Here is a 19,681-nt window from a genome sequence, read left to right on the forward strand (position 1 = left end):
CGCGCTGCGAACAAGACAGACTGTAGCCCATGGTGGGCCTCCAGGTCGAACTGACTCCTGAAGGCCCACCCGCAGCTCACGGCGCCGCCCGGGCCGGCCACGGCCGTACCCGGGTCAGAGCGTCGCCCGCGCCGCCTCCATCGCCTTCATGATCCGCTTCTCCGAGACCGGGCTCGGCGTGCCCAGCGACTGGGCGAAGAAGCTGACCCGCAGCTCCTCGATCATCCAGCGGATCGCCCGCACCTCCGCGGACGGCTGCCGCCCGGCCGGCACCGCCGCCAGCAGCTCCCCGTACGCCTGCTGCACCTGCTGCACCTTCAGCAGCTGCTGGGCGTCCCGCTGCGGGTGGTTGGGCAGCGCCTCCAGGCGGCGGTCCACCGCCAGCAGGTAGCGCTTGAGGTCCGGCAGCCGCTGCCAGCCGGTGGCCGTCACGAAGCCCGGGTGCACCAGCGAGGCCAGGTGCAGCCGGACGTCGTTCACCGCGTTCAGCAGCACCGGGCTGCTCACCGACTTCAGCCGGGTCGACGCCTTGTGGAAGGCGATCAGCGCGGTGGCCGTCTTCAGCGTGGTGTCCGCGGACAGGTCGTACAGGTCCGCGCGCACCTTGTCGTGCAGCTTGCCGAAGGCCGCCTCGTCCCAGGCCGGGCCGCCGTTCAGGGCCATCAGCCGGTCCGTCGCGGCCGCCACGACGTCCTCGAACAGGGCGCCGATCGAGCCGTGCGGGCTGTGCGAGAGCGCCAGCTTCGCCTGGTTGCCCAGCCGGCCCTGGATCGACTTGGCCGGGGACGTGGTGGTCAGCATCAGCAGCCGGCGGGTGCCCTCCCACATCGCCTGGGCCTGCGCCTCCGGGGTGTCGAACAGCCGGACGCCGACCGACTGGCCCTCGTCCACCAGGGCCGGGTAGGCGCGCATCGAGTGGCCGCGCGAGCGCTGCTCGAAGGTGCGCTGGAGCACCGGCAGCGAGGCCGGCCAGGCGGTCAGCCCGCTCTGCTCGATGCCCTGGCCGGAGGCGGCCGAGGAGAGCGTCTCCTTGAGCTTGGGCTTGAGCTTCAGCCGCAGCTCCTCCAGGTCCTTGGACTCGGCGAGCCGGCGCCGCCCGTCCACCACCCGGAAGGTCACCTTGAGGTGCTCCGGGACCCGCTCGTCGTCCCAGGCCTCCGGGGGCACGGTGATCGCCGTCAGGCGCTTCAGGGCGTGCTCCAGGGCCGGGAGGAGGGGCTCCTGGCGGTCCTTCACCGCGCGCAGCGCCGCCTTGGCGAAGTCCGGCGCCGGCACGAAGTTGCGCCGGATCGCCTTCGGCAGCGACTTGATGTACGCGGTGACCAGCTCCTCCCGCAGACCGGGGATCTGCCAGTCGAAGCCCTCCGAGGTGACCTGGTTGAGCACCGGCAGCGGGATGTGCACCGTCACGCCGTCCGCGTCGCTGCCCGGCTCGAACTGGTAGGTCAGCTTGAAGCGGAGCTTGCCCTGCTGCCAGTGGTCCGGGTAGTCGGCCTCGGTGACGCCGTCCGCGGCGTCGTTGATCAGCATCGACTTCTCGAAGTTCAGCAGGTCCGGCTGGTCGTGCCGGGCCTTCTTCCACCAGGAGTCGAAGTGCCGGGTGGAAACCACGTCGTCGGGCAGCCGGGCGTCGTAGAACTCGAACAGGGTCTGGTCGTCCACCAGGATGTCCCGGCGGCGGGCCCGGTTCTCCAGCTCCTCGACCTCGCCGAGCAGCCTGCGGTTCTCCGCGAAGAACCGGTGGTGGGTCTCCCAGTCGCCCTCGACCAGCGCGTTGCGGATGAACAGCTCGCGGCAGAGCTCCGGGTCGATCCGCCCGTAGTTGACCTTGCGCTGGGCGACGACCGGCATCCCGTAGAGGGTCACCTTCTCGTACGCCATGACGGCGCCGGCCTTCTTCTCCCAGTGCGGCTCGCTGTAGCTGCGCTTGATCAGGTGGCCGGCCAGCGGCTCGACCCACTCCGGCTCGATCCTGGCGTTGATCCGGGCCCACAGCCGGGAGGTCTCCACCAGCTCGGCGGACATCACCCAGCGCGGCGGCTTCTTGAACAGGCCGGAGCCCGGGAAGACCGCGAAGCGGGCGCCGCGCGCGCCGCCGTACTCGCGCTTCTCCACGTCGAACAGGCCGATGTGGGAGAGCAGGCCGGCCAGCAGGGACTGGTGGATCCGGTCCGCGTCCGGCTCGGCGTCCGGGTGGGGCTCCTCGATCGTCACGCCCAACTGCTTGGCCACGGTGCGCAGCTGGGTGTAGATGTCTTGCCACTCCCGTATCCGCAGGTAGTTGAGGAACTCCGCCTTGCACATCCGGCGGAAGGCCGAGGAGGAGAGCTCCTTCTGCTGCTCGCGGACGTAGCGCCACATCGCCAGGTAGGAGAGGAAGTCGGAGGTCTCCGAGTTGAACCGGCGGTGCCGGTCGTCGGCGGCCTGGCGCTTCTCGGCAGGGCGCTCGCGCGGGTCCTGGATGGAGAGCGCGGCGGCGATCACCATGACGTCGCGGACGCAGCCGTTGCGGTCCGCCTCCAGCACCATGCGGGCCATCCGCGGGTCCACCGGGAGCTGGGCGAGCTTGCGGCCCAGCTGGGTCAGGCGCTTGCGCGGGTCCTTCTCGTCCGGGTCGAGCGCGCCCAGCTCGTGCAGCAGGTGGACGCCGTCCTTGATGTTGCGGGAGTCCGGCGGGTCCAGGAACGGGAAAGCGGCGATGTCGCCGAGGCCGGCCGCGGTCATCTGGAGGATCACCGAGGCCAGGTTGGTGCGCAGGATCTCGGCGTCGGTGAACTCGGGGCGGGAGAGGAAGTCCTCCTCCGAGTAGAGCCGGATGCAGATGCCGTCCGAGGTGCGGCCGCAGCGGCCCTTGCGCTGGTTGGCGCTGGCCTGGCTGATCGCCTCGATCGGCAGCCGCTGCACCTTGGTGCGGTGGCTGTAGCGGGAGATCCGGGCGGTGCCCGGGTCGATCACGTACTTGATGCCGGGGACGGTCAGCGAGGTCTCGGCGACGTTGGTGGCCAGCACGATCCGGCGGCTGCGGGAGCGCTGGAAGACCCTGTGCTGCTCGGCCGAGCTGAGCCGGGCGTACAGCGGGAGGATCTCGGTGTTCTTCAACTTCAGCCGGCCGAGGGCGTCCGCGGTGTCGCGGATCTCGCGCTCGCCGGAGAGGAAGACCAGGATGTCGCCCGGGCCCTCGGCCTGGAGCTCCTCGGCGGCGTCGCAGATCGCCTGGACCTGGTCCCGGTCGCGGTCGACGTCGTCCGCCTCGTCGGCGCCGTCCTCGACGATCGGCCGGTACCGGACCTCCACGGGGTAGGTGCGGCCGGAGACCTCGACGATCGGGGCGTCGCCGAAGTGCCGGGCGAAGCGCTCCGGGTCGATGGTCGCGGAGGTGATCACGACCTTGAGGTCCGGGCGGCGGGGGAGCAGCTGTTTGACGTAGCCGAGGATGAAGTCGATGTTGAGGCTGCGCTCGTGCGCCTCGTCGATGATCAGGGTGTCGTACTGGTGCAGGTCGCGGTCGGTCTGGATCTCCGCGAGCAGGATGCCGTCCGTCATCAGCTTGACCAGGGTGTCCTGGCCGACCTGGTCGGTGAACCGGACCTTCCAGCCGACCGCCTCGCCGAGCGGGCTGTCCAGCTCCTCGGCGACCCGCTCGGCCACCGTGCGGGCGGCGATCCGGCGCGGCTGGGTGTGGCCGACCAGGCCGCGCACGCCGCGGCCGAGCTCCAGGCAGATCTTCGGGATCTGGGTGGTCTTGCCGGAGCCGGTCTCACCCGCGACGATCACCACCTGGTGGTCCCGGATCGCCTCCAGGATCTCGTCCTTCTTCTGGCTGACCGGCAGCTCGGCGGGATAGGTGATCGTCGGGACCGCGCCGCGGCGCCGCTCGACCAGCAGCTCGGCGCGGTCGATGTCGGCGGCGATCTCGGCGGCGATCTTCTGCCGGGCCTCCGGCTTGCGGACCCGGCGGGCCCCCTCCAGCCGGCGGCCGATCCGCACCTGGTCGCGCAGGGTCAGCTCGGGCAGACGGGCGGCCAGCTCCCCGATCCCGGGCCCCTCGGCGGGTACGGTGGCGGACTGGACTGCGGGAGAACTCACTGCGGGCATCCCTCTAGGTTCGCAAGGAGGCACGGCGGAGCGCACCTCGGTTTTCGAGCCCCTCCAGTGTCACAGCCGTCGGCGGCGAATCGCGAACGACGGGCAACGGTCCGCGGCCGTCCCGGGCTCCGGGGTGTGAGGAGGTGCTCATGGGAGCCCACAAGACCGCCCGGGACGAGGAGTTCCGGACGTTCGTCGGCAGCGCGTGGTCACGGCTGTTCAGGACGGCGTACCTGCTCGCGGGGGACCGGCACGGCGCGGAGGACCTGGTCCAGCAGGCGCTGGAACGGGCGTACGCGGCCTGGAACCGGGTGCGCGCGGCGGACGACCCGTACGCCTACGTGCGCCGGATCGTGATCAACGAGCACGCCAGGAAGTTCCGGCGGCGGCTGGTCGAGTACCCGGTCACCGCGTTCCCGGACCGCCCGGCGCCGGCCGGCGCCGACCCGGACGACCGGGCCGTGCTGCTCGCCGCGCTCGGCAACCTGCCGCCGCGCCAGCGCCAGGCCGTGGTGCTGCGGTACTGGGAGGACCTCAGCGAGACGCAGACCGCGGCGGCGATGGGCTGCTCGGTCGGCACGGTGAAGAGCCAGGCGGCCAGAGGCCTGGCCAAGCTCCGGGGCGCCTCCTCACTCATCGGACTGACGAGCGTCGGAGGGACAGGATGAGCAACGATTTCCGGTTCGGGGACGCGGTGGACGGCGACGAGCCGGCCACCGTACGGGCCCTGGGCGAACTGGCCGGGAGCGTCGACGTCGGAGCGGCCCCGTACGACCGGCTGGTCGCCGGGGGCCGACGGCGGCTGCGGCGCCGGCGGCTGCTGACCGCCGCGGTGGCGGCCGCGCTGGTCGCGGGCGTCGCCGGCGGGACGGCGGTGCTCGGCGAACACGGGCGCACCGCCGGCTCGACCGTGGTGGTGGCGGCCTCCGGCGCCGCGGCCGCCGCGGCCGCCGCACCGAGCGCGACCGCTGCCGCCCGGGACCCGTTCAACCCCGTGCGGGTCAAGGTCGCCGAGGGCACGGCCAACGGCCACGCCTGGCAGGGCTGGGCCGCGCTGTGGCCGACCACGCCCGACAAGGGGGACTACGCCAGGCAGGCCCGGCTGATCCAGGCGGAGCGCCAGGAGGCCAACCCGAAGGTGAAGCCGGTGACCCAGAAGGACATCGACGACAACTGGGACACCCGCCTCGACTGGGTGAACTACTACTACACCGTGGACGGGAAGCGGCAGGTGGACGACTCCCTGCACGCGGTCTCCGCCCCGGGCGGGTACCCGGCCGCCGTCGGCGGGGCGTCGCTCGGCGTCGACGACGGGTCGGGCGTGCCGCCGGTGGTGATCCAGGGCGTCCAGGCCGAGGTCGCGAAGGTCGTGATCGCCTGGAAGACCGGTGGCACCACCGAGGCGGTGCCGGTCGCGGTCGGGGACTCCCCGTTCCGCTACTTCTCCGTCCTCGCGAAGCCGGGCACGGACCCCGGGACCGTCACCTACTACGCGGCGGACGGCTCGGTGGTGCGCACCTTCGACCAGTGGCTCCGGACCTCCTGAGCCGACGGCCGTCGGGGACCGGCGGGACCGTCGGGGCCGTCGGGGCCGGCTGCCGGGGCGGCCGTCACGGGTTGAGCGCGGCCTGGTCGGCGTCCGGGAGCCAGTCGCGGGCCGGGTCGTACTCCAGCCAGCGGTTGCGGGCCGCCTCGGTGGTGAACGCCCTCAGCAGGTCGTCGAGCCGGGGGTGCGGGTCGGTGTCCGGGCCGGTGCGCCAGAGGAGCGACCAGGCGTAGAGCGGGGTCGGGTCCACCAGCGGGACGGTGCGGACGCCCGGGCGGGCGGGGAGCGGGCCGTCGGCGGGAACGAGGGAGAAGCAGTCCGGGTCGGCGCGGACCTGGTCCACGAAGTGCTCCAGGCCCAGGTTGGTCGAGCCGACCCGGCGGGAGATCCCGAACCGGGCGGCGAAGCGGGTGAGGAAGTCCAGACGGTCCACCGCCGCCGGGTAGCGCAGCACACCGCCCCGCAGCTCGTCCGGGCGCAGGACGTCCCGGCCGGCCAGCGGATGGTCGGTGCTCAGCAGCGCGTCCACCGGCTCCAGCCGGACCAGCCGGTGCGTCAACTCGCCGTCGTGGGCGGGCAGTCGGTGTACCCGCCCGAACCCGGCGTCCGACTCCCCGCGCAGCACGGCCGCCGCGACGGACGGCAGGTCCCGGCCGGGCGACGGCTCCACCTGCAGCCCCGGCGCGGCGTCCACCGCCTGCGCGAGCGTACGCATCGGGGCGTACAGGTGCCCCCACACGTCGATCCGCAGCGGCCGCGCGGCGCACCCCACGGCGGCCACCGCCCGCTCCCCCTGGGTCAGCACCCGCCGGGCCGGCTCCAGGAACCGCCGCCCGGCCCCGGTCAGCGCCACCCCGCGCGCGTCCCGCTCCAGCAGCCGCACCCCCAGCACCGCCTCCAGCCGCGCCACCCGCTTCGACAGCCCCTGCTGGCTGATCCCCAGCCGCCCGGCCGCCCGCCCGAAGTGCGACTCCTCGGCGGCGACGACGAACGCCCGCACCTGCGCCAGATCCAGATCCACCCGGGCACCCTAGCCGCGCCCTCCGGTCGGGCGCCGCGCCAAGCGCCCCGCCGGGCCGGGTCGCGGTGCCCGCCCTGGCGCATCCCCTCTCGCCCCTCCCCGCAGCACAACCCTCGCCGGCGGCGCCGCGCCCGCCCCGTTGCCCTTCGTCGGGTTGCGGTGACCGCCCTGGCGCGCGCATCCCTCCTCGCCGGGCCGACTCACCGCTCCCCGCGTCCCCCTCGCGCCCCTCCCCGCAGCACAACCGCTGGTTGTCGTCGGCCTCCTCCGGTTGTTGGACCGGCCGGTGCGGGGCGGGGTGAAGTGTGGGGGTGGCCGACGGAGGAGCGGGGATGAAGGCGCTGGTGGCGACGGGGCGGGCGGCGGAGCCGGTGCGGTTCGCGGAGGTGGAGCAGCCGCGGCCGGGGCCGGGGGAGGCGCTGGTGAAGGTGGAGGCGTTCTCGGTGAACCGGGGCGAGACCTTCCAGCTGGAGGCGCCCCGGGCCGGGTGGCGGCCGGGCAAGGACGTGGCCGGGCTGGTGGTGCAGGCCGCCGCCGACGGGTCGGGGCCGGCGGCGTGCCGCCGGGTGGTGGGGCATCCGTCGGCCGGTGGGTGGGCCGAGTACGTGTGCGTCCCGACGTCCTCCCTCGCCGAGCTGCCCGACGGCCTGGACGCCGTCCGGGCGGCCGCGCTGCCGCTGGCCGGCCTCACCGCGCTGCGGCTGCTCCGGGCCGCGGGCCCGCTGGCCGGGCGGCGGGTGCTGCTGACCGGGGCCTCCGGGGGCGTCGGGCACTACGTCACCGAACTGGCCGCCGCGGCCGGGGCCGAGCTGACCGCCGTCACCGCCTCCGCGGAGCGCGGGCGGCGGCTGGTCGAGCTGGGAGCGGCCGAGGTGGTGCACGAGCCGGCCGCGGCGCGCGGGCCGTACGACCTGGTGCTGGAGTCCACCGGCGGCGCCGCACTGCCGGTCGCGCTGGCCCGGCTGGCCCGGCGCGGCACCCTGATCTGGTTCGGCCAGGCCTCCCGGACGCCCGTCACGCTCGACTTCTTCGACTTCTTCAAGGGCCCGGAGTCGGCGGTCGTCCGGCACTTCCACTACGCGGACTCGGACGTCCCCGACGGTGCCGACCTGGCCACCCTGGTGCGCCTCACCCGGGAGGGGCGGCTGACCCCGGAGCTCGGCCGGGTCGCGCCCTGGGCGGAGACCGCCGCCGTGCTCACCGACCTGCGCGAGCGCCGGATCCGCGGCAAGGCCGTCCTGACCCTCGCCTGACGCCCGTTGCGCACCATCCGACGACCCGACGACCCGACGACCAATGCCCCGAAGGGAACCCCCGCCGTGCCCGACCTCTCCTTCCTCGACACCCCCGGCCTGCTGCCCGCCTTCGTCCAGGAGAACCGCCCGCGCGCCCACGGCGCCGGCCTGGACACGTACGAGTACGACCGGGTGACCGCCCCGCTGACCTCGCCGCGCGACTGGCCGGCCGCCTGCCGGGCCGTCGGCCACCGGTACGCCGCGACGGCGGCACGGGCCGCCGCCGAGGGCCGTGCCGTCACCGCCGGTGAGGCGTACCGCAGCGCGGCCCGCTGGTACCACTTCGCCGGGTTGCTCCCGCACCCCGACCGGGCCGCCGCGGCCGAGGCCGCCGGCGAGGCCGACGAGGCGATGCGGCGGGCGCTGGCGCTGCTCGACCCGGGAGCGGAGCGGGTCGAGGGCGAGGGCTTCGCGGGCTGGCTGCGCCGCCCGGCGGCCGGCGGGGGAGCGGCCCCGGTGGTCGTGGTGGTGCCGGGGATGGACTCGGGCAAGGAGGAGTTCCACGCGGTCGCCGAGGCCCTGCTCGCCCGGGGCGTCGCGGTGCTGGCCGTCGACGGGCCCGGGCAGGGCGTGCTGGCCGCCGCCGGCGCGCCGGAGCCGGAGTACCACCGGGTGGTCGGCCGGGCCCTCGACGCGCTGGCCGGCCGGCCGGGGCTGGACCTCGCCCGGGCCGCCGTGATCGGCCTCAGCCTGGGCGGCTACTACGCGGCCGAGTCCGCCGCCCGCGAGCCGCGGCTGCGCGCCGCCGCCGTGGTCAGCGGCCCGTACCGGCTGGACTGGGACGGCCTGGTGCCGTTCGTCACCGCGACCCTGGCCCAGCGCTGCGGCGGGTACGAGGCGGCCCGCGCCTTCGCCGACCGGGTCGACCTGACCGCCCTCGCGCCGGGGATCACCGTCCCCCTGCTGGTGGTCGAGGGCGGCGAGGACCGCATCCCGGGCGTCACCCCCGCCACCGCCCTGGCCGAGCGCGCCCCGGCCGCCGAACTGCTGCTCGTGCCGCACGGCAACCACCTGCTCGGCACCGCCCTGCCGGACTGGCTCCCGGCCACCGCCGACTGGCTCACGGAGAAGCTGACCGGTTGACCGGGCTCGCCGGCCGACCGGCCGACCGGCTCACCGCCCGACTGACCGGCCGAGCGCCCGGCGGCCGAGCGAGGCGACGGCGAACAGCAGGCCGCCGGCCAGGAAGAACGGCTCGTAGCCGAAGGTCGCGAACCGGGCCATCGCGTCCAACCCGGCCGCCGAGCGGCTGCCGACGGCCAGCGCGATCCAGTCCGGCACGGACGGCGCGGCGTGCAGCACCAGCAGCGCGGTGGTGCCCCACAGCGCGAAGCCCAGCAGCCGGGCCGGCACCCGCGCACCCCACCGCCGCAGCGGCGCCAGCGCCACCGCCGCGGCCACCGCGCACAACGGGATCGCGAGCACGTCGATCACCAGCAGCGGCGTGCTGCTCCACACCGACCGCCCCTCCGGCAGCCCCAGCCGCCCGTCCGCCAGCCAGTACACGTGCACCAGCGCGAAGGCCACCGCCCACCCCGCCGCCGCGTACCCGGCGCCCCGCGCCACCCGGTTCCAGCCCGTGTCCCGTGTCGTCCCCATGCCGCCCACGGTCCCGCGCCGGCCCGCCCCGCCGGATCGTCCCGAGGGCGGCACCCCCTCCCCCTCCGGGGGGAAACGGGGGTAGCCGGCGTCAGTACGGCAGAAGCCCGTCGGTGACCAGGTCGAAGTCGAAGGGGTCCGGGATGTGCAGCGTCTCGCCGTAGGCGACGTCCTCACGCCGGTGGTACCGGGTGGCGTCCGGCCTGCTGAAGAGGGTGACGGTCTTCTCCCGGGCGTCGATCAGGAGGTACAGCGGGATGGCCATCAGCGGATAGTCGCGCAGCTTCCCCACCCAGTCGTTCTCGGGGTTGGAGGGCGAGACCAGCTCGACCGCGATCGCCGCCAGCTCGGCGGGCACCTGGTTGTCGGTCGTGGCCAGCGCCTCGTCCGGCAGGTACGTCAGGTCGGGGTTGCGGCTCTTGCCGACGTTCGGCGAGACCAGGTCGGTGTTCTCGCTCGGCAGCAGCCCGGCCGGTGTGTGCGCGTCGAACTGGCGACGCACCACCAGCAGGTTGCGCTGGTGGATCCCGGACGGGCTCACCATCATCGTGATGGTGTCCCCGGAGAGCTCGACCTTGAAGCCGTCGGGCAGGCTCCTGCGGGCTTCCTCGAGGAGTTCGAAGTGTTCCCGGGTCATGAGCGCGAAGCCTCCTGAGCCGAACGAACCGAATCCACCGGTACCGGACACCCAGCGTAGTCGGCCGCCCGGCCGGTGGTACGACGAAGCCCCCGTAGCGAATTCGCTACGGGGGCTTCCGGTTGTGGCCAGGGCCGGGGTCGAACCGGCGACCTTCCGCTTTTCAGGCGGACGCTCGTACCAACTGAGCTACCTGGCCGTACTGCACCGTCTCTTGCGAGACGAGCGATCCCGACGGGACTTGAACCCGCGACCTCCACCTTGACAGGGTGGCGAGCTAACCAACTGCTCCACGGGACCTAGAAGTGGCGAACCACTCAGGGTCTTGCGGTCTTGCGCACTGCACTTTACTACGGTACTGCGTGCCCCCAACGGGATTCGAACCCGTGCTACCGCCTTGAAAGGGCGGCGTCCTGGGCCACTAGACGATGAGGGCTTGTGGCCTGTCCCGCTGTTTCCCAGCGTTCGGGGACGTCGAGAAGCATATGGGATGCGGGGCGGATCGCCAAAACGGGTTTCGGCCGGGTGGGGGTGGGGCGGGTCGGAGCGGGGGCCGGGGGTCAGGACCAGCCGAGCTCGTCGAGCTCGTGGTCGTCGAAGCCGAAGTGGTGGGCGACCTCGTGGATGACCGTGGTGCGGACCTCCTCGACCACCTGCTCGCGGGTGTCGCAGTGGCGCAGGGTGGGGCCGCGGTAGATCAGGATGCGGTCGGGCAGGACGCCCGCGTACCACTCGCCCCGCTCGGTGAGCGGGGTGCCCTCGTAGAGGCCGAGGAGTTCGGGGTCGCTCGGATCGGGTTCGTCCTCGACGAAGATCGCGACGTTGTCCATCATGGCCGCGAGCTGCGGGGGGATCTGGTCGAGGGCGTCGGCGACCAGCGTCTCGAACTCTTCCCGGGTCATCTCCACCGGATCATTGTCCGGTGTCGGATGACGGTGTGCCAGGTGGCGGAGGCCGGTGTTTGATGGGGCTATGACGACCTCGGAGGACGCGGTGGACGGCGCCGCGGACGGCCCCGCGGCGGGGGGTCCGGTCCGGACGCCGCCGGTCGCGGCACCGGCCCGGGGCCGGCCGCCGGTGCTGCGCGGGCAGGGGCCCGCGGTGGCGGTGGTCGCGGCGGGCGGGGCGATCGGGGCGACCGCGCGGTACGCGGCCGGGCTCGGCTGGCAGACCGGGCCGACGGCCTTCCCGTGGACGACGCTGCTGGTCAACGTGGTCGGCTGTGCGGTGATCGGGGTGTTCCTGGTGGTGCTCACCGAGGGGCGCCAGGCGCATCCGCTGGTGCGGCCGTTCTTCGGCACCGGCGTGCTGGGCGGTTTCACCACCTTCTCGACGTACGCGGTGGACGTCCGCCGTCTGCTGGAGGGCGGACGGCCCGGCCCGGCCGTGGCGTACCTCGGGCTGACGCTGCTGGGCGCGCTGCTCGCGGTGTGGGCGGCGGCCGGGCTGACCCGGCGTCTGGTCCACCGGGCCGGGGGCGCGCGGTGAGCCGGCTGGGCGGGCCGGCGCTGCGGCTGACCGTGCTGATCGGGGAGAGCGACCGGTGGCACCACCGGCCGCTGTACAGCGAGATCGTGCACCGGGCCCGGGCGGCCGGGCTGGCCGGGGCGAGCGTGTTCCGGGGGATCGAGGGGTTCGGGGCCTCGTCGCTGGTGCACACCACGCGGCTGCTGTCGCTGAGCGAGGACCTGCCGGTGGCGGTGGTGATCGTGGACCGGGAGGAGCGGGTGCGGGCGTTCCTGCCGCAGCTGGACGGGATGGCGGCGGAGGGCCTGGTGCTGCTGGACCGCTGCGAGGTCGTGACCTACGCGGGCCGGGGGCAGGAGCAGGAGCAGGGCCAGGGCCAGGGCCAGGGTCAGGAGCGGGAGCCGGGCCGGGAGCCGGGTCAGGGGGAGACGGCGGAGTGAACTGGCTGCTGGTGGCGGCGGGCGCGGTGGTCGGCGCGCCGCTGCGGTACCTGACCGACCGGGCGGTGCAGTCCCGGCACGACTCGGTGTTCCCGTGGGGCACGTTCACGGTGAACGTGGTCGGCTGCCTGGTCCTCGGACTGGTGACCGGTGCGGTGGCGGCGGGCGCGGCCTCCTCGGAGGTCCAACTGCTGCTGGGGACGGGGCTCTGCGGGGCGCTGACCACCTACTCGACCTTCTCGTACGAGACCCTGCGGCTGGCCGAGACCGGCGCCGGGCGGTACGCGCTGGCCAACGCGGCCGGCAGCGTGCTGGCCGGGCTGGCCGCGGTGTACGCGGGCGCGGAGCTGGCCGCGGCGCTCTGGGGCTGACCGGGCCCGGAGCCCCCCCGCCGCTCCCGCCACGCCCCCGCCGCCGCCCCCGCCCCGCCGGGCGAGCTTGGGCGCTGCCCGTGTCCCGCCGGGCCGGGCGCGCGTTGGGCACCGAAAGCGGCCGCACGCGAGTGGGCGGCCCGGGTGGGGCGGTAGAGAGGGACCTCAGTGGCTTCGGTACGGGCGGCACGGACGGTGCGGGCGGTACGGGCGGTGCGGGTGCGGCTGGCCGCGGCGCGTACGGCCCCGGGGCGGGCGGCGGCGGTCCCGCCCTCGCGCGCGGTACGGGCGGCGGCGCTGCTGACGGTGGCCGGGCTCGGGCTGACCGGGTGCATGTCGGTCGGTCCGGCGGCGGAGGAGAAGCACGGCGTGGCGCCGGTCGGGCAGGCCGGTCCGGCGGTGCGGCCGGGGGCGACCGGCGGGCCCTCTGCCTCGCCGGGCGCCGGGCACCCGGGCGGGGCCTCGGGGCGCCCGGAGCGGGCGGGGGGCCTCCAGGGCGAAGGCGGTCCGGGCGGGGCCGCCGCGCAGTCCGGCGGGGCGGCCCCGGGGGCGAACGGCGCGGTGGCCGGGCTGGTGCCGGTGCCCGGGTCGGGCGCGCCCGACGGCGGTCCGGGCGGCGGTTCGGCGGGCGGTGCGAACACGAGTCCCGTGCCGCATCCGGGCGCGGGCACGGGCGGGTCCGGTGGCACGACGGCCTCCGGGGGCGCCGGCGGGGCGGGCGGCACCGGGGAGGGCCGCTCCGGCGGCGGTTCGGCCGGGACGCCCTCGGCGACCGCGAGCAGCCGCCCGTCGAGCACCCCCGCGCCCGAGCACAGCTCGCCCGCCGCGACCGTGCCACCGGCCCCGGACCCGACCGCCGGCAGCTCCGGTTCCTCGGCCCCGACTCCCCGGGCGGCCGGGCAATAACGGATCGACCAGGGCATTTGCCTCCGATCCTCAGGTTCGTCTATGGTGGTAGATCGTTCGTTTGATCCATTTGACTGGCGCCCTAATCCCACTGGCGCCCTTGGCGCGTTCCGGCGATCCGTGGCTGACCGCATAGAGGCGGTTGTGAAACAGAACCCCGGACTTTGGCGCGTGCCACTTCCGGAAGGTTTTGCATGTCTCTCGTTGACGACGCCCGCTTCGCCATGCCCGCGAACGAGGCCGCCGCCGATGTCACCGACTCCGACGACACCAACGACACCGCCGTGGACGAGGTGATCGCCGAGGCCGTGGAGGCCCCCGAGGAGGCGGCCGCCGAGCCCACCATCACGTTCGGCGACCTGGGCCTGCACGACGACGTCGTGCGCGCCCTCGCCAAGCGCGGCGTCACCACCCCGTTCCCGATCCAGGCCGCGACCATCCCGGACGCCCTGGCCGGCAAGGACGTGCTGGGCCGTGGCCGCACCGGCTCCGGCAAGACCCTCAGCTTCGGCCTGCCGCTGCTGACCCGCCTCGCCGACGGCGAGCGCACCAAGCCCAAGCACCCGCGCGGCCTGATCCTGGTCCCGACCCGTGAGCTGGCCATGCAGGTGGCCGACGCCCTGGAGCCGTTCGGCTCGGTGCTCGGCCTGCGCCTCAAGGTGGTCTGCGGCGGCACCTCGATGTCGAACCAGATCTACGCGCTGGAGCGCGGCGTCGACATCCTGGTCGCCACCCCCGGCCGTCTGCGCGACCTGCTGAACCGCGGCTCCGCCAAGCTGGCCGACGTCCAGACCGTCGTGCTCGACGAGGCCGACCAGATGGCCGACATGGGCTTCCTGCCCGAGGTCACCGAGATCCTCGACCAGGTGCCGGCCGGCGGCCAGCGCCTGCTGTTCTCCGCCACCCTGGAGAACGAGATCGACACCCTGGTCAAGCGCTACCTGAAGAACCCGGTCACCCACGAGGTCGACCCGTCGGCCGGCGCGGTCACCACCATGACCCACCACATCCTCGTGGTGAAGCCCAAGGACAAGGCGCCGATCACCAACGCGATCGCCGCCCGCAAGGGCCGCACGATCATCTTCGTCCGCACCCAGATGGGCGCCGACCGCGTCGCCGAGCAGCTGATCGAGGCCGGCGTGAAGGCCGACGCGCTGCACGGCGGCATGACCCAGGGCGCCCGTACCCGCGTCCTCGGCGACTTCAAGGACGGCTACACCAACGTCGTCGTCGCCACCGACGTCGCCGCCCGCGGCATCCACGTCGACGGCATCGACCTGGTCCTGAACGTGGACCCGGCCGGCGACCACAAGGACTACCTGCACCGCTCCGGCCGCACCGCGCGGGCCGGCCGCTCCGGCGCCGTCGTCACCCTGGTGCTGCCGCACCAGCGCCGTGGCGTCTTCCGCCTGATGGAGGACGCGGGCGTCGACGCCTCGCGCCACATCCTGGACCACGCCTTCGACGCCGAGGTCGCCAAGATCACCGGCGCCCGTTCGCTGACCGAGGTCCAGGCGGAGAGCGCCGCCAACATCGCCGGTGCCGCCGAGCGCGAGCTCGCCGACATGACCCGCCAGCTGGAGCGCGCGCAGCGCCGCGCCGCCGAGCTGCGCGAGGAGGCCGACCGCCTGGCCGCCCGTGCGGCGCGCGAGCGGGCCGAGCTGGGCATCGAGGACGAGGAGCCGGCCGCCGAGGCCGGGTCCGACGAGTCGGCCGCGACCGAGGCCGCTCCGGCCGTCGCCGAGGCCGCCGCGCCGCAGACCGAGGAGCGCGCCCCGTCCTACCGCGAGGCCCGCAGCGAGCGTCCGGCCTTCGGCCGTGACCGTGACCGCGACCGTGGCGGCGACCGGGACGACCGCCGTTCGGGCGGCTTCAACCGCGACCGCGACGACCGCCGTTCCGGTGGCTTCGGTGGCGGCCGCGACCGCGACGACCGTCGCTCGGGCGGCTTCGACCGTGACCGCGGCGGCGACCGCGGTGGCTTCAACCGCGACCGCGACGACCGTCGTTCGGGTGGCTTCGGTGGCGGCCGCGACCGTGACGACCGCCGTTCGGGCGGCTTCGGCGGCGACCGCGGCGGCTTCAACCGCGACCGTGCCGGCTTCGGTGGCGGCCGTGACCGCGACGACCGTCGCTCGGGCGGCTTCGACCGTGACCGCGGCGGCGACCGCGGTGGCTTCAACCGCGACCGCGACGACCGCGGCGGCCGCTCCTTCGGCGACCGTCCGGCCCGCTCCTTCGGTGACCGCCCGTCCTTCGGCCGGGACCGCGACGAGCGCGGCGGCAGCAGCCGTCCGTTCTCCCGCCGCGACGACCACCGCTCCGGCGGCCGTCCGCAGTCCGACCGCGGTGGCTTCAACCGTGACCGCGGCGGCTTCGGTGGCGGCCGTGACCGCGACGACCGCGGCGGCCGCTCCTTCGGCGGCGACGACCGCAAGCCGCGCTGGAAGAACTGACGCCGCACCGGCGGTAGTCGACCGCCGGCCGCGCTGAACGTACGAAGGGCCCGCTCCGTCCCCCGGAGCGGGCCCTTCGCGTTCCCCCGAACACCTCGCCGTGCCCCCCGAGGCGTTGTTCTGGGAGTGAGAATAACCTGTGGCGCCCGTGCGCGGTAGTCCCGTAGCGTCGCCGTCATGAGCAGCAGACTGCACGACGTGGCACGGGTGAACGAGGAGATCGCCGCGCGGGGGAGCTACCGGACGGCCGGGGGCGAACTCGTGCGGGTGGGCGAGGAGTTGGCGGCGGCGAAGGCCGGCACGGTGTCGTACGCGCCGGACGGCCTGGCCGCGCTGCTGGCCGCCGGCGACCGCGGGCCGGGCCCGGCGGAGGGGCGGGTCGAGGTGACGGCCGAGGGCAGCGTCCAGGCCGCCCGCCGACTGGTCGAGGCCGGGGCCGGCCCGGTCGGGGTGCTGAACTTCGCCTCCGCGCGCAACCCCGGCGGCGGCTACCTGCGCGGCGCCCGCGCCCAGGAGGAGGACCTCTGCCGCAGCGCGCTGCTGTACAGCTGCCTGCTGGAGGCGCCGGACTACTACGAGGCGCACCGGGCCTCCGCCGACGTCCGGTACAGCCACCGGGTGATCGTCTCGCCCGCGGTGCCGGTGATCCGGGACGGGCGCGGCGAGCTGCTGGCCCAGCCGTACCCGGTCACCTTCCTGACCTCGCCCGCGCCCAACGCCGGTCAGCTGGAGCGGCGTTCGGCCGGGACGGACGTCCGGGGCGTGCTCGCCGAGCGGGCCGTCCGGGTGCTCGCGGCGGCGGCCCGGCACGAGGTGCGCACGCTGGTGCTCGGCGCCTGGGGCTGCGGGGTGTTCCGCAACGACCCGGCGCAGGTCGCCGAGGCGTTCGAGGGGGCGCTGGCCCGGTACGGGGCGGCCTTCGACGCGGTGGTCTTCGCGGTCTGGGACCGCTCGCCGGTCTCGGCCAACCGGGCCGCCTTCGAGGCCCGGTTCGGCGCGAGGTGACCGTCCGGCAGCGTTGCCGCCCCCGGAACGGCGGGCTACCTCCGGCGGGCGGAGAGCGCCGTCGCGGCCGTCGAGGCCGCCGCGACCACGGCGGTCACGGCGAAGACGGACGGCCAGGCGCCGATCCGCTTCGCCAGCGGGTGCGAGCCGCCGAAGGCCGCCACGTACAGGCCGGTCAGCGCGGCCGCGGTGCCCGTGCCCGAGCTGCGGCGCCACTGCGCGGCCGCCCCGGCGCCGGCCACCGCCAGCACCGCGCCGCCCAGTTCGCGCCGGCCGCTCCAGCGGGCGGCGCCGTAACCGCCGACCAGGCCGCTCGCCGCGGTCAGCGCGGCGGGCGCGGCGGCCGCGAGCACGTTGGGGACCTTCGCCATCGTCGACTCCACTCGTAGGCGCGTTGGGCCGTGTCGGTCTCCGACCCTAACCCGCTGAACGGGCGGAGCGCCCGGGGCCTCCCGGCGGAACGCCTCCGGGCCTTGCGCGACTGCCGCCGGTCCTCCTATCGGAACGCCTCGGCGGGCGTCTGCCCCGGCACCGTGGCGGCCAGCAGCCGTGCCGCCTCCGCCGGGTCGAGCACCCGCTCCAGCCGCAGGTCGCCCGGGACCTCCTGGATGAACCGCCCGGCCGACCAGCTCCGCTCGTACGGCAGCGGCTCCAGGACCAGGGTGCGCACGCCGTCCACCACCGGGATGTCGCTGGGCGTCCCCTCGTTCCAGATCCAGGAGCCGTCCGGCGCGACCAGGTTGAAGGCGCCGGTGGCGATCAGCCGGCGGCCGTCCAGGTAGGCCGTCCGGGCCAGCGCCACCACCTCGCGGTCCTGCGGGGTGCCGGGCAGGTGGCCGCCGCCGATCAGCACGTCGGCGAGCAGGGTGTGCAGCTGGAAGGTGTCGCTCAGGCCGCTCATCCGCAGCAGGTAGCCGGTGCCGGTGGGGCGGTCGAGCACCAGCAGCGGCTCGTCGTCCAGCATCAGCGCCAGGTGGACCAGACCCTTGAAGTCGTGCTGCTCGCCCTGGTAGCGGTCGAACAGCTCCAGGACCACCTCGGTCACGCCCGAGGCGCGGGCCTCGGTCCGGACCTCGGCGTGGGTGTACACCGCCCAGGCGGCCTGCTGCCACAGGTGCAGCGTCCACCAGGCGACCACGGCCAGGTGGGCGTGCCAGTCGTCCAGGTGCGCCGGGTCGGCGATCCGCTCGTGCGCCTCGGCCGGATCGTCCTCCTCCGCGCTGGGCAGCGGCCCGCCGCCGGTGGCGACCCAGCGCCGCACCAGCAGCTGGGCTCCGGTCAGGGCCCCGCGCAGGCCGGCCAGCACCGGGCCGGAGCAGGCGACCGGGTCGGCGCCGTGCTCCACGCAGGCACCCACCACCATGGCCAGGTGGGCGCGGGGGAACGGCGGGGCGTCCGGCAGCAGCGCCGCCAGCCGGGGGCCGGCGGCCACCCGCTCGGCCGGGTCGGCCGCGCCGAACAGCCCGCCGACCAGCCCGAGGGCGGGCCCGAACCGCTCCTCGTCCCCGGCCGCGACCGCGGCCTCCAGGGCGGTCACGGCTTCGGTGAAGGTGGGCTGTTGACGGTGCGGCGGTATCTGCTCGGTGGACATTCGCCGCAGCATAGGGGGCCGGGCCGGTCCGGCGGAAACTCCTCCGCGCCCGGCCCGCCCCGGTCGGTCCGGGGCCTGTCGGTGCCCGGTGGCAGACTTCGGCCGTGACTGACTCCGCGATCACCGACGGCAGCTACCTCGTCCGCAACGTCGGGAGCGGCCTGCTGCTGCGGGTCGCCGACGCCTCCCGGCGCCTCGGCGCCCGGATCGTCCTCGGCGCGGACGACGGCGGTGACGCCCAGCTCTGGCGCCTCACCGCCGTCCACCCGGGCGGCGCGCTGTTCCACATCGAGAACGTCGGCAGCGGCAGGCGCCTGGACGTCACCGGCGCCTCGACGGAGGACGGCGCCCGGATCCAGCAGTGGTCCGCCAACGCCTTCGGCGCCCAGGAGTGGCTGCTGGAGGCCCACACCGACGCCCCGGGCACCTACACGGTCACCAGCTTCGTCAGCGGCAAGCCCCTGACGGCGGGCGACACCCCGGAGGCCGACGTCCACCAGCGCGAGGACGCCGACGTCCCGGCCCAGTGGTGGCGCTTCGAGCGCCGGGAGGGCTGAGGCCCGGTCAGGCCGAGAGGTTGGCGTGCAGGGCGTCGAGCTCGGCGTCCGTCACGCCGTGGTGGCGGAGGTAGCCGGAGACGGTGCCGTGGCGGTCGTGGATCCAGGCCAGGGAGGAGGCGAGGAGTTCGGCGCCGACCGGGCGGGAGACGCGCTCGGCGCCGGTCTCGTCGGTGTACGGGACGGGGCCCTTGTCGAGGCCGAGCCCGATGTTGGAGAGCAGGTAGTCGGCGGTGATCTCGGCCTCCGAGGCGCCCAGCAGGGACTGGACGACGGCGATGGTGAGCCCGGTGCGGTCCTTGCCGACGGCGCAGTGGACGACGGCGGCCAGCGAGTCCGGGGCGGCGAGCCGGCGCACCACGGCGGCGAGCGAGGGGCCCGCCGTCTCCGCCATGAAGGGGTAGAGGGCGGCCTGGTCCTCGGGCCAGGGCCGCCCGGCGTCCTGGCGGTCGGCGGGCAGGGTCGGCAGGCTGAACGCCTCGTGGTCGAGGCCGTGCCGCCGGTCCGGCCAGACCTCCAGCTCGACCGCGCTGCGCAGGTCGAAGACCGTCCGCAGGCCGAGCGCCCTGAGCCGCCGGGCGCCGTCCTCGGTGAGGGCGTGGAAGGACCCGGAGCGGTACAGCACGCCCCGGCGGAGGGCGCCGATCCCGCCCGCGTCGCGGAAGTTGCGCACACCGGGGATGTCGATGAAGACGTCGGTCATG

At 75.0% G+C, this 19,681-nt stretch carries 18 protein-coding genes, 3 tRNA genes and 1 pseudogene; 11 read left to right on the plus strand and 11 right to left on the minus strand.

What is annotated here, in order from left to right; all coding sequences use genetic code 11:
• Nucleotides 1-114 precede the first annotated feature (114 nt).
• On the minus strand, nt 115-4,095 hold the full coding sequence (gene hrpA, locus ACZ5GH_RS19595) for an ATP-dependent RNA helicase HrpA (RefSeq protein WP_464334898.1): 3,981 nt from the start codon (nt 4,093-4,095) through the stop codon (nt 115-117).
• 140 nt (nt 4,096-4,235) lie between these two features.
• On the opposite strand from hrpA, the gene ACZ5GH_RS19600 reads away from it, so the two are divergent.
• Together ACZ5GH_RS19600 and ACZ5GH_RS19605 are read left to right on the plus strand one after the other, a co-directional pair.
• Nucleotides 4,236-4,754 (plus strand): SigE family RNA polymerase sigma factor, encoded by a 519-nt coding sequence (locus ACZ5GH_RS19600; RefSeq protein ID WP_387759039.1) that lies wholly within the window; start codon nt 4,236-4,238, stop codon nt 4,752-4,754.
• Complete coding sequence (locus ACZ5GH_RS19605; protein ID WP_464334899.1) at nt 4,751-5,632, plus strand: hypothetical protein; 882 nt, start codon at nt 4,751-4,753, stop codon at nt 5,630-5,632. The genes ACZ5GH_RS19600 and ACZ5GH_RS19605 overlap by 4 nt, the downstream gene beginning before the upstream one ends.
• 64 nt (nt 5,633-5,696) lie before the next feature.
• Here the strand turns inward: ACZ5GH_RS19605 and ACZ5GH_RS19610 are convergent, their stop codons facing one another.
• On the minus strand, nt 5,697-6,653 hold the full coding sequence (locus ACZ5GH_RS19610) for a LysR family transcriptional regulator (RefSeq protein WP_387759043.1): 957 nt from the start codon (nt 6,651-6,653) through the stop codon (nt 5,697-5,699).
• A 332-nt stretch (nt 6,654-6,985) separates the two neighbouring features.
• On the opposite strand from ACZ5GH_RS19610, the gene ACZ5GH_RS19615 reads away from it, so the two are divergent.
• Entirely contained in the window at nt 6,986-7,906 is a 921-nt protein-coding gene (locus tag ACZ5GH_RS19615) for a zinc-binding dehydrogenase (RefSeq protein WP_464334900.1), read from the plus strand.
• A gap of 66 nt (nt 7,907-7,972) precedes the next feature.
• Nucleotides 7,973-9,031, plus strand: a complete 1,059-nt coding sequence (locus ACZ5GH_RS19620) for an alpha/beta hydrolase family protein (RefSeq protein WP_387759047.1) — start codon at nt 7,973-7,975, stop codon at nt 9,029-9,031.
• A 30-nt stretch (nt 9,032-9,061) separates the two neighbouring features.
• Here ACZ5GH_RS19620 and ACZ5GH_RS19625 read toward each other — a convergent pair whose 3' ends face one another.
• The 6 genes from ACZ5GH_RS19625 to ACZ5GH_RS19650 all read right to left on the minus strand — a co-directional run bounded on the left by ACZ5GH_RS19625 (nt 9,062) and on the right by ACZ5GH_RS19650 (nt 11,086).
• The gene (locus tag ACZ5GH_RS19625; RefSeq protein WP_464334901.1) at nt 9,062-9,547 is read right to left on the minus strand and encodes a DUF3995 domain-containing protein; all 486 of its coding nucleotides are present in this window, start codon (nt 9,545-9,547) and stop codon (nt 9,062-9,064) included.
• 91 nt (nt 9,548-9,638) lie between these two features.
• A complete protein-coding gene (locus ACZ5GH_RS19630) occupies nt 9,639-10,184 on the minus strand; it encodes a Uma2 family endonuclease (RefSeq protein ID WP_464334902.1) in 546 nt (181 codons plus the stop codon).
• A 125-nt stretch (nt 10,185-10,309) separates the two neighbouring features.
• Nucleotides 10,310-10,383 (minus strand) — tRNA-Phe (locus ACZ5GH_RS19635).
• A gap of 27 nt (nt 10,384-10,410) precedes the next feature.
• Nucleotides 10,411-10,484: transfer RNA gene (locus tag ACZ5GH_RS19640), tRNA-Asp, on the minus strand.
• 63 nt (nt 10,485-10,547) lie between these two features.
• A tRNA-Glu gene (locus ACZ5GH_RS19645) sits at nt 10,548-10,620 on the minus strand.
• Nucleotides 10,621-10,744: 124 nt separating this feature from the next.
• On the minus strand, nt 10,745-11,086 hold the full coding sequence (locus ACZ5GH_RS19650) for a metallopeptidase family protein (RefSeq protein ID WP_387759050.1): 342 nt from the start codon (nt 11,084-11,086) through the stop codon (nt 10,745-10,747).
• 70 nt (nt 11,087-11,156) lie between these two features.
• Between ACZ5GH_RS19650 and crcB (ACZ5GH_RS19655) the strand changes: the two genes are divergently transcribed.
• The 6 genes from crcB (ACZ5GH_RS19655) (at nt 11,157) to ACZ5GH_RS19680 (ending at nt 16,829) form a co-directional block, all read left to right on the plus strand.
• Complete coding sequence (gene crcB, locus ACZ5GH_RS19655) at nt 11,157-11,672, plus strand: fluoride efflux transporter CrcB (protein WP_387759051.1); 516 nt, start codon at nt 11,157-11,159, stop codon at nt 11,670-11,672.
• Entirely contained in the window at nt 11,669-12,091 is a 423-nt protein-coding gene (locus ACZ5GH_RS19660; RefSeq protein WP_464334903.1) for a DUF190 domain-containing protein, read from the plus strand. The genes crcB (ACZ5GH_RS19655) and ACZ5GH_RS19660 overlap by 4 nt, the downstream gene beginning before the upstream one ends.
• Entirely contained in the window at nt 12,088-12,462 is a 375-nt protein-coding gene (gene crcB, locus ACZ5GH_RS19665) for a fluoride efflux transporter CrcB (RefSeq protein ID WP_387759054.1), read from the plus strand. Before ACZ5GH_RS19660 ends, crcB (ACZ5GH_RS19665) begins: the two co-directional genes overlap by 4 nt.
• Before the next feature lie 168 nt (nt 12,463-12,630).
• Nucleotides 12,631-13,368 carry a hypothetical protein gene (locus ACZ5GH_RS19670; protein WP_464334904.1) on the plus strand — a complete coding sequence of 246 codons (738 nt, stop codon included), beginning with the start codon at nt 12,631-12,633 and terminating at the stop codon, nt 13,366-13,368.
• 194 nt (nt 13,369-13,562) lie between these two features.
• Nucleotides 13,563-15,824 (plus strand): DEAD/DEAH box helicase, encoded by a 2,262-nt coding sequence (locus ACZ5GH_RS19675; protein ID WP_464334905.1) that lies wholly within the window; start codon nt 13,563-13,565, stop codon nt 15,822-15,824.
• Between the two features lie 177 nt (nt 15,825-16,001).
• Nucleotides 16,002-16,829, plus strand: coding sequence for a TIGR02452 family protein (locus ACZ5GH_RS19680; protein WP_387759058.1), 828 nt, complete (start codon nt 16,002-16,004; stop codon nt 16,827-16,829).
• Nucleotides 16,830-16,864: 35 nt separating this feature from the next.
• Here ACZ5GH_RS19680 and ACZ5GH_RS19685 read toward each other — a convergent pair whose 3' ends face one another.
• Complete coding sequence (locus ACZ5GH_RS19685) at nt 16,865-17,200, minus strand: hypothetical protein (RefSeq protein ID WP_387759059.1); 336 nt, start codon at nt 17,198-17,200, stop codon at nt 16,865-16,867.
• Nucleotides 17,201-17,325: 125 nt separating this feature from the next.
• On the minus strand, nt 17,326-18,420 hold the full coding sequence (locus tag ACZ5GH_RS19690; RefSeq protein WP_387759061.1) for a hypothetical protein: 1,095 nt from the start codon (nt 18,418-18,420) through the stop codon (nt 17,326-17,328).
• A gap of 98 nt (nt 18,421-18,518) precedes the next feature.
• On the opposite strand from ACZ5GH_RS19690, the pseudogene ACZ5GH_RS19695 reads away from it, so the two are divergent.
• Nucleotides 18,519-18,977: pseudogene (locus tag ACZ5GH_RS19695) on the plus strand (RICIN domain-containing protein); the annotation flags it as partial.
• A 7-nt stretch (nt 18,978-18,984) separates the two neighbouring features.
• On the opposite strand, the gene ACZ5GH_RS19700 reads toward ACZ5GH_RS19695, so the two are convergent.
• Nucleotides 18,985-19,680, minus strand: a complete 696-nt coding sequence (locus ACZ5GH_RS19700; protein ID WP_387759063.1) for a tyrosine-protein phosphatase — start codon at nt 19,678-19,680, stop codon at nt 18,985-18,987.
• Between the last annotated feature and the right edge of the window lies 1 nt (nt 19,681).

The sequence above is a fragment of the Kitasatospora sp. Xyl93 genome, assembly GCF_055383135.1.